General features: G+C 38.9%; 12 protein-coding genes and 1 riboswitch. All 12 genes read left to right on the forward strand.

Going from position 1 to position 12900, the window contains the following annotated elements; translation table 11 throughout:
- The first annotated feature begins 275 nt into the window (after positions 1-275).
- The 12 genes from speB (at position 276) to NP781_RS25370 (ending at position 12719) form a co-directional block, all read left to right on the forward strand.
- The gene (gene speB, locus NP781_RS25315; protein WP_257521106.1) at positions 276-1148 is read left to right on the forward strand and encodes an agmatinase; all 873 of its coding nucleotides are present in this window, start codon (positions 276-278) and stop codon (positions 1146-1148) included.
- Between the two features lie 222 nt (positions 1149-1370).
- A complete protein-coding gene (locus NP781_RS25320; protein WP_221679334.1) occupies positions 1371-1646 on the forward strand; it encodes a hypothetical protein in 276 nt (91 codons plus the stop codon).
- A 24-nt stretch (positions 1647-1670) separates the two neighbouring features.
- Positions 1671-2303, forward strand: a complete 633-nt coding sequence (yidC, locus tag NP781_RS25325; RefSeq protein WP_257521107.1) for a membrane protein insertase YidC — start codon at positions 1671-1673, stop codon at positions 2301-2303.
- Positions 2304-2459: 156 nt separating this feature from the next.
- A complete protein-coding gene (locus NP781_RS25330) occupies positions 2460-2891 on the forward strand; it encodes a YwiB family protein (protein ID WP_004231523.1) in 432 nt (143 codons plus the stop codon).
- The gene (gene argS, locus NP781_RS25335; protein WP_257521108.1) at positions 2891-4558 is read left to right on the forward strand and encodes an arginine--tRNA ligase; all 1668 of its coding nucleotides are present in this window, start codon (positions 2891-2893) and stop codon (positions 4556-4558) included. The genes NP781_RS25330 and argS overlap by 1 nt, the downstream gene beginning before the upstream one ends.
- 231 nt (positions 4559-4789) lie before the next feature.
- The gene (locus NP781_RS25340; protein WP_257522574.1) at positions 4790-5179 is read left to right on the forward strand and encodes a MerR family transcriptional regulator; all 390 of its coding nucleotides are present in this window, start codon (positions 4790-4792) and stop codon (positions 5177-5179) included.
- Complete coding sequence (locus NP781_RS25345; protein WP_257521109.1) at positions 5172-6674, forward strand: class I adenylate-forming enzyme family protein; 1503 nt, start codon at positions 5172-5174, stop codon at positions 6672-6674. The genes NP781_RS25340 and NP781_RS25345 overlap by 8 nt, the downstream gene beginning before the upstream one ends.
- Before the next feature lies 1 nt (position 6675).
- On the forward strand, positions 6676-8343 hold the full coding sequence (locus NP781_RS25350) for an acyl-CoA dehydrogenase family protein (protein ID WP_257521110.1): 1668 nt from the start codon (positions 6676-6678) through the stop codon (positions 8341-8343).
- 57 nt (positions 8344-8400) lie between these two features.
- A riboswitch (cobalamin riboswitch) is annotated at positions 8401-8584 on the forward strand.
- Positions 8585-8719: 135 nt separating this feature from the next.
- The gene (locus tag NP781_RS25355) at positions 8720-9688 is read left to right on the forward strand and encodes an ABC transporter substrate-binding protein (protein WP_257521111.1); all 969 of its coding nucleotides are present in this window, start codon (positions 8720-8722) and stop codon (positions 9686-9688) included.
- Entirely contained in the window at positions 9685-10686 is a 1002-nt protein-coding gene (locus NP781_RS25360) for a FecCD family ABC transporter permease (protein WP_257521112.1), read from the forward strand. Before NP781_RS25355 ends, NP781_RS25360 begins: the two co-directional genes overlap by 4 nt.
- On the forward strand, positions 10683-12143 hold the full coding sequence (locus NP781_RS25365) for an adenosylcobinamide amidohydrolase (protein ID WP_257521113.1): 1461 nt from the start codon (positions 10683-10685) through the stop codon (positions 12141-12143). Before NP781_RS25360 ends, NP781_RS25365 begins: the two co-directional genes overlap by 4 nt.
- A 12-nt stretch (positions 12144-12155) precedes the next feature.
- Complete coding sequence (locus NP781_RS25370) at positions 12156-12719, forward strand: cob(I)yrinic acid a,c-diamide adenosyltransferase (protein ID WP_257521114.1); 564 nt, start codon at positions 12156-12158, stop codon at positions 12717-12719.
- Positions 12720-12900 lie beyond the last annotated feature (181 nt).

The following is a 12900-nucleotide window of genomic DNA, read 5'->3' on the forward strand; positions in this document are numbered from 1 at the left end:
TTCGAACTTAGCTTTAGTATGTGTTCGAACATTCATCTTTAATCTAAATTCTAACTAAAAACTATTGCACTTTATTCAAAAACATCTATACTTTTTTTGTACTACTTGAAATGCTGGCATTCGACAAAAAAATCGCACCTTGTAGATTTTAATCGAAATTTGCTAGACGTTCCAATAATGTATACGAGGATAAAAGGATACAGGTTTCATTACAATCCTGTAAGCCATAATAGAAGAAGACGAAAAATGATGATTAATTATATGGAGGGCTAGCAATGAGATTTGATGAAGCTTATTCAGGAAATGTTTTTATAAAAAGTCATCCTACATATGACGATGCACAGGCAGTAATTTATGGCATGCCAATGGATTGGACAGTGAGTTATCGTCCAGGATCACGTTTCGGTCCACAGCGTATCCGCGAGGTATCCATTGGTCTTGAAGAGTACAGTCCATATCTAGATCGTGAGCTTGAGGAAGTGAAGTACTTTGATGCAGGGGATATTCCACTACCATTCGGTAATGCACAGCGTTCATTAGATGAAATTGAGAAATTTATAGAAAAATTATTAGAGGATGGCAAAATCCCTGTTGGTATGGGGGGAGAACATTTAGTGTCTTGGCCTGTCATGAAAGCAGTATCAGCTAAATATGATGACCTAGCTATCATTCACTTTGATGCTCACACAGATTTACGAGTAGAATATGAGGGAGAGCCACTTTCGCACTCTACACCAATTCGTAAAATTGCGGAACATATAGGACCAAAAAATGTCTATTCATTTGGTATTCGTTCAGGTATGAAAGAGGAATTTGAATGGGCAAAGGAGAACGGCATGCACATATCAAAATTTGAAGTGCTTGAACCGTTAAAAGAGGTCCTACCAACACTAGATGGACGCAATGTGTATGTAACAATTGATATTGATGTTTTAGATCCAGCACACGCACCAGGCACTGGTACAGTAGACTGTGGTGGTATTACTTCGAAAGAATTACTCGCTTCCATCCATGCTATTGCAGCAAGTGGTGTAAATGTAGTAGGTTTCGACTTAGTTGAAGTAGCACCGATCTACGATTCTTCAGAAATGACAGCAAACACAGCCTCAAAATTATTACGAGAAATGATCTTAGGCTGGGTAAAATAAATAAGATTGGTTGAATGGGGTGAGCTATGAGCTAGCCCCATTTTATATTTCTGAAATGAAGAATGAGCCTTAGCATAAAATTGAAACTTATTTTACTTTATAGCGTAGATAAGTTAGGTAATAGTTTATATTACAAAGAGAGAAAGATTGATGAAAACAATGTCATCTTTTGGTTAGTAAAATGTATGTTTCTTCAATTTTAATAAAGGAAGGAGGAGTATTATGATTTGGTCACTTCTCATTAATGATTTATTCATTTTTGTCAGTACAATGGAATACTTTTGGCTATTAGCATCTTTGGTTTTAACTGTACTAAGTGTTCATTTGCATCTGTATCTCGTCAATAAAATAACCGTTCAAGATGTGAAGGACGAGGAGTTTGAAGTTGACTATACTATCACGAATACTTGGACTCCACCTATGCTAACGTGGTTTGTTCTGTGTATTAGAATGTCCGAAGACAATGAGGAAGAAAGTGTATCTCCTAGTTTGATTTAAACTTTAAAACTAGGAGGACAACCATTGTTAACATTTTTAGCACAACCTATTATTAACCTCATTCATTTCATCCATTCTTTTACAGGTAGCTACGCACTTAGTGTCATTGCTATTACGATTGCAGTCAGATTAATTCTTATGCCGTTATTTATTCGATCGGCAAAACACCAAAAGCGCTCAAAAGAATTAATGACTACCATTAAGCCTGAGTTAGATGCGCTTACAGACAAATATAAGAATAGTCAAAGCGAATCTGAAAAAAGAATGGTACAGCAACAAATCCAAGAGCTAACTTCAGCTTCATTGAAAAGCTCTTTACTAGGTTGTTTACCAATCCTTATTCAACTACCGATATTATTTTCACTGTACTACGCGATTAAACTAGATTTAGTGATTGCCAGTGAAAATTTCCTTTGGATGAATTTAGGAACGATTGATATTGGGGTTTCGATGATTGCTTGTTTGATTTATTTCATTCAAAGTTGTATAGCCCTAGAGAAAGGTCAACCATTAAATATGAAGATAATGGTATTTATTAATCCAATCATGATCCTCATTTTTAGTCTGTTCAATCCAGCGATTATCCCGATCTATTGGGCTGTTAGTGCTTTAATGTTAATAGTTCAACAGTTGATTATAAAAAAATGGTATAGATAAAATGAAACCCTCTCTTTCCGTTAATGGAAGGAGAGGGTTTATATTTTCTCGAATAAACTTGTTGAGGAGCTTTACTTCACTTCTATCTTGAAAAATCATAAGTATTCATCCTATAATAAAAAGGTTATAGTAAAAGACTAAAAAGGGGCATCCGTTATGGCGAACGATGTAAGATCGCAAGTGAACATAAAGCTCATTTCTACCATTCGTCCAAGTGATGGGGAGTCCGAAAGTTATGAAATGTGGCTCAAAGGGCAGCTACTTGAAAAAGCAGGAAGCTTGTATTTGAAATATGATGAGGTGCAGGAGGATAAAACCATCCGCACAACGATGAAGTTAGGTCATGAGAAGGCACTAATTATGCGTGCTGGAGCGGTTAATATGCGATTACCGCTGAACATAATTGAACAACAAAAAGGGCATTATGAAAGTGAGTTCGGTGCTATGCCACTCGTGATTGATACGAAAAATATGACGTTTACAAAACTGGCAACAAGCGGAGATTTCCATGTACAGTACGATTTACTAATGGGTGGGCAATCCGTTGGCAACTATACATTAGATATTACATTTACGGAGGTACAATGATGAACGCAGTAGAACAAGTACAACAGGCTATTAAAGCAGCGATCGTGCAGGCTGTTGAAAAAGCTGATCTAGTTGAGGCTGGCACAGAATTATCGATTCACCTAGAAACACCAAAGGATAAAGCAAATGGTGACTATGCAACAAACATTGCGATGCAATTAACAAAGTTAGCTAAAAAGCCACCTCGTGCTATCGCCGAAGCTATTTTAGAAAATCTTGATACAACAGGCACAGATATTGAAAAGATCGATATTGCTGGCCCAGGCTTCATGAATATCACAGTGCGTAAAGATTTCCTAACAGAGGTAGTGACACAGGTACTTGAGCAAGGTACGGACTATGGCCGCTCAAATGCTGGCGCTGGGGAAAAGGTTCAAGTGGAGTTCGTTTCAGCAAACCCTACGGGAGATCTTCACCTAGGACATGCTCGTGGCGCTTCTGTTGGTGATTCTTTATGTAATGTGTTGGATATGGCTGGTTACAGTGTTTCTCGTGAATATTATATTAATGATGCAGGTAATCAAATTAATAACTTAGCTTATTCATTAGAAGCGCGTTATAAACAAGCATTAGGAATGGAAGCTGAAATGCCAGAAGACGGCTATCATGGGCAAGATATTATTGATATTGCAGGTAAATTAGCAAAAGAGCATGGTGATGCAATTTTAGCAAAATCAGATGATGAGCGTTTTGCCTTCTTCCGTCAGCACGGTTTAGCTTTAGAATTAGATAAATTAAAAACAGACCTAGCAAACTTCCGTGTAAATTTTGATGTCTGGTATTCTGAAACGTCTCTATATGAAAACGGAAAAATCGAAGTAGCTTTAGATAAATTAAAAGCCAATGGACATGTGTTTGAAGAGGATGGTGCTACTTGGTTCCGCTCTACAACATTTGGTGATGATAAAGATCGTGTGCTAATTAAAAATGATGGGTCATTCACATATTTAACACCAGATATTGCTTACCACGAAGACAAAATTGTCCGTGGCTTCGATAAATTAATCAATATTTGGGGAGCTGATCATCACGGATATATTCCACGTATGAAAGCAGCGATTCAAGCACTTGGTTATGATCGTGATACGTTAGAAGTGGAAGTTATTCAAATGGTTCAGCTTTATAAAAACGGTGAAAAATTCAAGATGTCTAAGCGTACAGGAAATGCAGTAACTATGCGTGAGCTTGTAGAAGAGGTTGGCCTTGACGCAGTTCGTTACTTCTTTGTAAAAACAGCTGGCGATTCTCATATGGACTTTGATCTTGACCTTGCAGTATCACAATCTAATGAAAACCCTGTGTACTATGCACAATATGCGCATGCACGTATTTCATCTATTTTACGTTCAGCAAATGAACAAGACTTTGCTACTACAACAGAACATCTCAATTTGTTAACAGCAGAAAAGGAAATCGATTTACTGAAAAAGATTGGTGATTTCCCGAAAGTGGTAGCGGAAGCAGCGAAACACCGCACACCGCACCGTATCGCAAACTATATTCAAGAAACAGCAGCTGCATTCCACAGCTTCTATAATGCAGAAAAAGTATTAGATGCTTCAAACAAAGAGTTAACAGAGGCTCGTTTAGCATTAATTACGGCTGTCCGCACAACAATTGCAAATGCACTACGCTTAATCGGCGTATCTGCACCTGAAAAAATGTAATTAAACTTTAAGCTCCTAACCTGAAAAGGGTTAGGAGCTTTTTTTATGGATAGAAGGCTGAATATGAGAGATAAAGTTCCAAATGTGACGGATAGAAAGACAAAAGACATGGATAAACCGTGGGAAATTAGCTGTTTCAAACTTTGTTTTTCTGTTAATTCCGAAAATTCTGTTGTAGTTTACGTTAACGTCAATGGTATACTGTTGCCAATTAGGAAAGGGGAGATGGTTTTGAAGACGATTCAGGAGGTAGCAAAGGAGTTTAATGTGTCTACGCGGACAATTCGTTATTATGAGGAACTTGGGCTTCTTTGCCCCCATCGTTCATCTACCAACCAACGAACCTTTTCCAAAAAAGAATTGGCGAAGCTCAAGCTTATTTTCAGAGGCAAGCGTTACGGATTTTCGTTGGAGGAAATCAAAGAGATGGTTTTACTATTTGATTTTGATCGCTCAGGAATTCAGCAATTAGAGCGAACGGTTGAATACGGAGATCAAAAAATTCAAGAGATTGAGAGTAAAATAGCTGAGCTGACGCAGATGAAGCATGAGTTACAACAAATGCATGGCATGTTTAGTAAAAAATTAGCGACTTTAAAGGGAGAGATGCAAGATGAATAGTTCCAATTTGTTAGCACGTAATGCCCGTAAGTATCCGAAAAATGAAGCCGTTATTTGTCATGGCAGAAGAGTAACCTACCAAGATTTAGATAAGCAGGTGACACGTTTTAGTCATGCTTTACTAGAGCAGGGAGTAAAGCAGAGGGATAAGGTTTTAATTTTTATGCCAAACGTTTTAGAGTTTGTAGTCAGTTACTTTGCTATTCAGCGTATCGGAGCGATCGTTGTGCCAGTCAATGCGAAATTTACATTGCAAGAAGTAGAGTACGTGGCGCAACATGCCGAAGCGAAGGCAATTGTCGTACATGAGACTATTTTTGCAGCAGTTGAACAGCTAGCTGGAATTCCGTTAAAAATTAAAACAGGTCAAGAAAAAGTGGGATGGCATCAATATGAAATAATGCTTCAAAATGCTAGTACACAAACAATTGATTGTCAGTTACAAGAGGATGACCCTTCCACGATTTTATATACATCTGGTACGACAGGAAAACCAAAGGGTGTGTTATTTAGCTACCGTAATATTTTAACAGTGGCGCAAATGATAGCTGTTGAAATGGAGGTAAAGCCCGAGAGCCGTATTTTGCTCATGATGCCATTAACACACTCTGCACCATTACATTTATTTTTAATGGCGGGTGTATTGGTAGGCTCAACAAATGTATTAACACCAACTTTTACACCCGATTTATTCATTGATTCCATTGAAAAGGAGAAAACAACACATTTCTTTGGTGCACCTGTTGCTTATTTATTAACGGCACAGATGCCAAGGCTACATTCGGCAGATTTGTCTTCTATGAAATGGTGGGTCTATGGTGGGGCACCGTTATCTCAAAGTGAGGTTCGATTCATTCAGCAGGCATTCCGCACAAATAACTTAACTTGTGTATATGGATTAACAGAGGCAGGTCCAAGTGGTTCATTATTATTTGGCAAGGAGCATGAAGCAAAGGCAGGAAGTATTGGTCAGCGGGCGCCACTTGGTACAGAATTGCGTATTGTGAATAACAGTGGAGAAGATGTAAATGTAGGCGAAGTGGGGGAAATTGTCTTGTTGGGTGAGGGTAACATGCTTGGCTACTATAAGGATGAAGTAGCAACTAATGAAGCCTTTATTGACGGTTGGTTAAAAACAGGAGATCTAGCTCGTAAGGACGAAGATGGTTTTATTTGGATTGTAGATCGTAAAAAGGATGTCATTATTTCGGGTGGTGTCAACATTTATCCGAAAGAAATTGAAGATTGTTTATTGAGCTTTGAAGGAATATTCGAGGTTGCGGTAATTGGTGTGCCACATCCGCAATGGGGCGAAACGGTAAAGGCGGTGTATTCTGCTAAACAAGACATCGATGAGGAAGCTTTGAAAGCTTATTTAGAGGAACATCTTGCAAAATTTAAAATACCACGTATTTTTGAAAAAGTGGAAGCGCTACCACGCAATGCATCAGGCAAAATATTAAAACAAAATTTGAAGGGGCAAGAGGTGAGATAGCATGAAAGTATTACAAAAAGAAGCAATGCGTACTACGAACTTTTTTACGGAAGATGACACGCTTCAAAAAATAGTAGGAATGATGTTAGATAAAGAGTTTCTATCATATGCCCAACGAGAGTTAACAGATTTTGGTGAGCTATGTGCAGGTGATATTGATACGAGGGCAAAGCATACAGATCGACAGAGTGAACCTCGCCTTCAAAGATATGATGCCTATGGTGAAGAGATATCAGAGGTTTGGGTTAATGATGGCTATAAAAAAACGATTGAAGAGACATATAATACTGGGATTGTAGGTTATGTACACAAGCATATTCCGCAGCTAGGTCACAAGGGGAATTATGTTTATAGCTTTGCACAAGGTTATTTGCTATCACATGCAGAGCCAGGATTTTATTGTCCTGTAACATTGACGATGGCTACTGCCTATCTATTAGATCATTATGCAGATGAAGAGGTAAAGCAACGTTTTTTACCACATGTTTGTGCAACAGGTGACACAGATTTATATGAAGGTGCGACCTTTTTAACAGAACGTCAAGGAGGCTCTGACGTCGGTGCAAATGTGGTGGAGGCGAGAAAGGATGGCACTGCGTATCGTCTATATGGTGAAAAATACTTTGCATCCAATGCGGGCATGTGTGGTGTAGCGATGGTATTGGCACGAATAGAAGGGGCGCCAGCAGGTTCCAAAGGCTTAACGTTGTTTGCAGTTCCTTGGCGTAAAGAAGATGGTACAACAAATCATCTACGTATTCGTCGATTGAAAGATAAATTAGGCGTTCGGGCAGTTCCCTCTGGTGAGGTAGAATTTGATGGTGCACTTGCCTATGTTGTAGGGGAGCAAAATAAAGGGATTTATTATATGCTAGAAGCACTAAATCTCTCAAGAATTTGTAATGCAGTCGCTTCTATTGGTATTATGCGTCGTGGCTTCTTAGAGGCAAAACATTATGTAAGCAATCGACATGCATTTGGCAAGCCCTTAACACTATACCCTATGATTCAGGATACTTTAGGGAAATTTGCAGCTAAGTTGCACGTGGAAGTAGCGACAGTTTTTGATCTTATTCAATTATACGATAAAGTGACAAGTGGACAGGGAACACAGCAAGACCTTATTATGAATCGTTTATATATTGCCATTATGAAAAAGGAAACGGCAGAGCAAGCTGTTCACTATGCTAGTGAGGCAATTGAATTACACGGGGGTAATGGCTATATAGAAGACTTTGTAACGCCCCGCTTATTAAGAGACGCGCAAGTGTTGACGGTGTGGGAGGGGACGGCTAATATTTTGGCCTTAGAACTCATTCGTTTAGTGGATAAGTTTCATGCACATGAACTGTTTGTCTGTGAGATGGAGGAACGATTAGAGAAATTAGCTGACAGCTCACTAGTACAAATCGTTAAAGAACAATTGGCGAATATTTCTATAAAACTGCAAATTTTTAGCGCTTTAGACGAGGCAACGAAAACTTTTGAAGCAAAAGGTATGGCTGAAAAAATGGCTCACCTTTATGAAAGTGTCATAGCGGTTGAGTGGGCACATAAATTTGGTGGAAAATATGAAAAACTAGCGGACGTTTATTTAGAACAGACATGGTCATTAAGAGAAATGGGTGCTCAAATGAAAACAGTCCAATACTTTTCTGAAATTGTATAATGGCCGGGGAGTCGTCTTGAATGGAGGCGACTTCTTTCATTTTCATGTATAATGAAATCAACTGAATATTATAAAGGTTCTTTACTTAAGTAAAGTGAAAAGGGAAATCGGTGTAATTCCGATGCGGTCCCGCCACTGTAAGTGTGAGTTTTTTCAAATGATGCCACTGAAGATTTCGGGAAGGCTTGAAAAATCGCAAGTAGCACTAGCCAGGAGACCTGCCTTTATAACGACATGACAACCTACGAGGATAGGGTGGTGGATTTTGTATCAGTTTTTTGGTGCGATTTTGCCCCCTCATCGTTCAAAGATGAGGGGTTTTATTTTGATGCAAAATAAAGCGAAATGTCGCATGGACCAACGAAGGAGGATTCACATGAAGAAATTTTGGAAAATAGGATTATCAGCATTTTTAGCAGTAGGCTTGCTAGCTGCTTGTGGGCAGGAAGCAAAAGATAACAAGTCATCTAACGAGCAGCAAACACAGCAAGAAACAGCACAGGTGGATGAAGCAACATTCCCAATGACGATAACAGGTGCCCTTGGTAAGGACATTACACTTGAAGCACCTCCTGAGAAAATTGTTTCACTTATTCCGAGTAATACTGAAATCCTTTTTGGACTAGGTTTAAATGATGAAATAGTTGGTGTTACTGACAACGACGATTATCCGCCAGAGGCAGCTGAGAAGGATAAGGTTGGCGGTATGGAGTACGATATTGAAAAAATTATTGCCTTAAAACCAGATATCGTTTTTTCACACGAATCTAGCATGTCTCTTTCAGAAGAGGCTATTGCACAGCTTGAATCAGCAGGTTTGAAAGTTTTTGTAGTAAGAAATGCACAAGACTTTAATGAAACATATACAACAATTGAGCAACTTGGACGTGCTACAGGGAAATTACCAGAGGCAGAAAAAATTGTTGCTAATATGAAGGCGAAAGTAGAAGAAGTTTTGTCTAAAGTCAAGGATGTTGAACCCAAAAAAGTGTTAGTTGAAGCATCAGATGAGCCAGATATTTATACAGCTGGCAATGGTACGTTTATGAACGCGATGCTTGAAATGATCAATGCAGAGAATGTAGCTGTAGATGGCGATAATTGGTATAAAATTGATGCAGAACAAATTATCGCAAAAAATCCAGATGTCATCGTGGTGACATATCATTATGTACCAGATATTTTAACGAAAATACCAAAACGGGCGGGCTTTGATACGATTAATGCCGTAAAAAATAATGCGATTGTGCAGGTAGATGAAAGTACAACAAGTCGTCAAGGGCCACGTTTAGCAGAAGGTCTAGAAGAATTAGCAAAAGCAATCTATCCTGAGGTATTTAAGTGAAAAAAATAGCACTAGCCTATACACTAACATGTACGCTTCTTTTTATTAGCATCTGGTGTGGCGTAGCGATAGGCTCAGTTCACATTCCATTAGAAGTATTATGGAATAAGGCGGTTGATGAAACAGCCGCCAATATTTTTTGGAAAATTCGTTTGCCTCGCGTGTTATTAGCGGGACTAGTAGGCGCATCTCTAGCTATTGCTGGAGCAGCATTCCAAGGTTTATTAAAAAATCCATTAGCAGATCCATATACACTAGGGGTTTCATCAGGGGCATCTGTTGGTGCTGTTTTAACGATCTTTTTTAGTATTTCTATACCTGTTGTCGGTTTGTATGCGCTGCCAACCTTCAGTATGATTGGTGCTATCATCACGATGGTAGTTGTTATGAGCTTTGCTAGACTCGTAGACCGCTCATTGAAAATGGAAACGTTGATATTAACAGGTGTTATTTTTAGTTCATTTTTAGGTTCCCTTATTTCATTAATGATTGCCTTATCTGGTGAAGAATTACGTCAGGTAATAGGCTGGCTACTTGGTTCTGTTTCGATGCGTGGTTGGCCATATGTCCAAATGATCATTCCATTTGTGATTGTAGGTTCAATTATGCTATGGACACAAAGAAGAGAACTAAATGTTTTGTTGTATGGTGAAGAACGGGCAAAACATTTAGGTGTTAATGTGAAGCGTAGTAAATATTTGATATTAGCAGGTGGCTCCATGCTCACTGGAGCGGCTGTAGCGGTTTCTGGCACAATTGGCTTTGTAGGATTAGTGGTGCCGCATATGACAAGGATGATTTGGGGTTCTGATCATCGCCATTTATTACCATTATCTTTTTTCAATGGTGCAACATTACTCATTATTTGCGACCTAGTAGCACGAACAATTATTGTGCCAAGAGAGCTACCAATTGGTGTTATTACGGCATTTATTGGAGCTCCTGTTTTCTCCTATATTTTTTATAAGCAGCGAAGAAGTAAGGGGGTACGGGCATGATTGTTGTTGAACAGCTATCAGGTGGCTATGAAGATGTACCAATCGTCAAGGACATTAGTTTTACTGTTGAAAAAGGAAAAATTCTTGGTATTCTAGGGCCGAATGGTAGCGGGAAATCTACATTATTAAAAGTAATGAGTGGTATTTTACCAGCTACTGCTGGAACCATTTCGATTGATGGACAAAATATTCTTTCTTATAATGCTCGTGCTTTGGCAAAAAAAATGGCTGTATTACCACAGCTTCATGCAAATGCTTTCTCGAACAGTGTAAGAGAGGCAGTTTCACTGGGGCGCTACCCGCATCAAACAGGCTTTTTCTCGAGTTGGTCTGAACAGGACGAACAGGCTGTACAACATGCTATGCTACAAACAGGTGTAAAGCGATATGAGCATACACCAATGGAATTTTTATCTGGTGGTGAACAACAAAGAGTATTTGTAGCACAAGCCATAGCACAAACTGCAGAAATACTATTACTGGATGAACCAACTAATCATTTAGATATTGCCCACCAACGTCAAATTTTAGATATGGTTCGGAAGGAAGCGATGGAGTGTGGTTTAACGGTTGTTATGGTACTACACGATATGAATTTAGCCTCTCTTTATTGTGATGAATTATTGCTGATGGAAAGCGGACGAATGAGAGCACTTGGTGCACCACATGAAGTATTAATTGCCTCCCAAATTGAAGAAGTTTATCAAGCACGGGTGACTACATATGCTCATCCTGAAGTACCAAAACCTCAAATTACAATGATGCCCGCAGCTACAGACTACCAGCAGCGAGCTGTCATCAAAAAAGAGCATTTTATGATAACTGAACAATATATCCAACTTCAATCAGAGCTTCCTTTGAAGACCGTATCTTCGGCAGTTCATAACCCGGGTATAGGCTGGCATAATTGCTTATTAAATCGCTCAGTTCCTGGGGATTATGTCATCAGCGATGTGAAACGAGAAGTTAAAGAATTTTTAAAAAAGGAAAATTTTTCACCTACCAATACTGTTGTTATGCTAACCGCAGTACCAACAGCTCTAGTGGCCATCAATGAATTTTCAGCACCTTTTGGCAGTATAATCGTAGCTGTAACTGCTGGCGTAGGCAATGCAGTTGATGTATCTCGAGTCCATGAAAGACAAGATGATCCATATATTGGTACTATTAATACATGGGTTATCATTAATGGCTGTTTATCGGAAGAGGCATTTTTTCAGGCATTGATGACAGCAACTGAGGCAAAAACAAAGGCGTTGCAATCAGAAAATATTCGTGATGAACGGAGTGGAACCATTGCAACAGGTACTGCTACAGATAGTCTGTTAATTGCTGCAACTCAAAAAGGGGAAGAAATGCTGTATGGTGGCCCAATTACAGAAGTTGGTAAAATGATTGCAAAGGGTGTCTATGAAACAACAGTTCAGGCGATTAGGAATTACAAAAATCAGTTTTAGGAGATGAGAGAAATGAAGCTTTACACGAAAACAGGCGATACGGGGAAAACAAGTCTTATTGGAGGACGGGTTGATAAAGATAGTTTACGTGTGGAAACATATGGGGCAATTGATGAATTAAATTCCTTTATTGGGAAGGCTGTAAGTGAATTAGATCAAGCGCTTTTTAAGGATATTTTAACAGACCTAGAGACAATTCAGCATGAGCTGTTCGATGCTGGTGGAGACCTTGCTAATGTGATGAAAGAACGTCATTATAAATTAACAGAGCAACCGATTGAAGTACTTGAAACTCGTATAGATGTTTTATCAGACGAAGCACCACCTTTACAACGTTTTATTTTACCAGGAGGTGCGCCAGCAGCGGCAACTTTACACATTGCACGCACGGTTGCACGTCGAGCAGAGCGTGAGATGGTGACACTCATGAAAGAAGTTGAAGATGTACCAAAGGTTGTACAAAAATATTTAAATCGCTTATCGGATTATTTATTTGCAGCTGCACGTGTTGTAAATGCTCGCTTAAACGTTGCAGATGTTGAGTATATCCGCAGTGGGAATGTTTTTAAAAAATAAAGTTTGATTTAGTAAATGTTTTTATACAAAAAATGAATTGCCAGGTATTAAGCTACGGGGCGGTATAGGTTTGTATGCAATTTTAGCAGATGTTCAAATGTCTACTGAATATGCGACATCCAACTAAGTACAAAAGGTAAGGAAAGTAAAAATTGCTACTTTGAAAAAATTCAGGGTGGCT

This window comes from Lysinibacillus sp. FN11, assembly GCF_024628845.1.
Taxonomy (GTDB): Bacteria; Bacillota; Bacilli; order Bacillales_A; family Planococcaceae; genus Lysinibacillus; species Lysinibacillus capsici.